Below are 2,022 nucleotides of genomic sequence, written 5' to 3' on the forward strand. Positions count from 1 at the left end.
ACGGTCCGTGTCCGCTTCGCCGACCTGCGCTCGGTGACGCGCTCGATCACGCTCGATCAGCCGATTTCGGCAACCGCGATGCTGGCCGAGGTCGCCGAGGCGCTGGTGCGCAAGGTGCTTGTCGATCATCCGCACGAAAAGACCATTTCGCTGCTGGCGATCGCCGTCTCGCATCTGGAAAAGCAACCGGGCCTACAGCTGGAACTGCCGCTCGGCCTCGATGACGACCGCCGCCGCCCCGGCACAAGGAAGGGCGTGGCGCGCTGGACCGCCGACCGCGCCGTCGATAAGATCCGCGACCGCTTCGGCTGGGAGGCGGTCGGCTATGCCTCGGTCGCGCTCGGACTGTCGCGGTCGATTCCCGATGCCTTTCGCGAGCTGGCCGAAAAGGAGTTGTGAGCCGGTTTGGCCGGACCGATGCGATGCAGAAAGTCCACTTCGCGCCCTCTTGAGCGTTCGCCATTGGCGCCGCGCAGGACCACTTGAGCGCAAGCGTCCCAGTCAGGCGAGGCGAATATTCGTCTCGAAGAGGGCTAGTCAAGCGAAGCCAGGGGCGACACGGCCGGTCCGTTCAAAGCCGTGCCGTCGATAGCAAAATGCGAGCCGTGGCAGGGGCAGTCCCAGCAGCGCTCGAGGGAATTCCAATGGACATGGCAGCCGATATGCGTGCATGCGGCCGAGCGCTTGTAGAGCGTGCCGCCGTCATCGCGAAACGCGGCGATTTTGGTGAGCCCTTCGCGGACGATGGCACCTTCTCCCGGTCGCAGCTTGTCGACGGAATCGATTTCGCCAGGCGCGATATACTCGGCAAAACTCTTGAGCGCTGTCGCATTCTCCGACAGATAATCGCCGATCGCGCCTGCCGTCTTGCGAGACGGCTCGTAAAGTTCGCGCCAGCGGCTTTCCCCCTTCAGAATCAGGTCGGAAATCAACAGGCCGGCGACGACGCCATGGGTAATGCCCTGGCCGGAATCCCCAGTCGCCACAAAGACGCGACGGTTGCCAGGATTGCGGCCGATGAACCCCGCATAATCGACGGTCTCCATCACCTGCCCGGACCACCGGTTGGTTTCCACGCCGACATCGGGCACCAGCCTTTTGGTCCAGGCCGCCAGGGCCGCGAAGCGATCACCGGCATCATCGGCCTGCCCTGTTTTGTGGTCTTCACCTCCAACGATCAGGAAGTCGGTCCGATCTTCGCCAGGCTGAAGCCGAACGTAGTGGTAAGGGTCTTCAGTATCCCAATACAGGGCATCCGGTATGGTATCGCGCGCGATCTCGAACGACATCGCGTAGGTCCGATACGGCGCTTGCTTGGTATGGAGGGCGACCCGATCGTTGATCGGCGAGTTGGTGGCGACAACGGCCGATTTGGCGGACACGGTAAAGCCTGAAACCGTGGTTGCGCGCACGCCGCGGTCAGTCTCCTCGACCTTTTCGACAACGGTATCGGCATAAAGCGCGCCGCCGCGCGAGCGGATGCCTACGGCCAGCCCGCGGAGATATTTGAGCGGGTGGAAGGTCGCCTGATTGGCGTATCGAAGGGCCTGCGCATCCGAAAAGCCTGCAAACGGCACACCCCTGATCTTCTCGACGTCGACACCGATTTTCAGACCGGCGTCCAGCTGGCGCTTGATGTCGGATTGCTGCCTGCCGGAAGCCGGAAAGAGAAAGCCGTCGAGGCGTCGGAAATCGCACGCGATACTCTCGCTCTCCTGGATTGATTGGATACGGTCGATAGCGGCCGACTGGCTTTGGTAATACATCCGCGCCAGCTCCTCACCGCGCAATTTGGTCAGTTCCGAAAAGTAGTCGTCGCAAACGGATGACAGGTGCGCGGTAGTGCGAGCCGTCATGCCGCTTCCGATCCGGCCGCGATCGAGGACCGCCACCTTTTGCCCGGCGACGGCCAGTTCGTACGCGACCGACAGTCCGGCAATTCCAGACCCGACGACCACGACATCGACCTGTTCGCTCTGCCCGAGCGCGACCGCGTCGGGCGCTACTTCGGTCGCCGCCCAG

The 2,022-nt window shown here is 63.1% G+C and carries 1 protein-coding gene and 1 pseudogene; one reads left to right on the plus strand and one right to left on the minus strand.

What is annotated here, in order from left to right:
• A pseudogene (locus EOA86_RS32370) lies at positions 1-399 on the plus strand (DNA polymerase IV); the annotation flags it as partial.
• Positions 400-533: 134 nt separating this feature from the next.
• Here the strand turns inward: EOA86_RS32370 and EOA86_RS32375 are convergent.
• Positions 534-2,022, minus strand: a 1,489-nt coding sequence (locus EOA86_RS32375) for an FAD-dependent oxidoreductase (RefSeq protein WP_164892219.1), incomplete at its 5' end; no start/stop codon positions are given.

Origin of the sequence: Mesorhizobium sp. M5C.F.Ca.IN.020.32.2.1 (assembly GCF_004023105.1) — a bacterium.
Lineage (GTDB): Bacteria > Pseudomonadota > Alphaproteobacteria > Rhizobiales > Rhizobiaceae > Mesorhizobium > Mesorhizobium wenxiniae.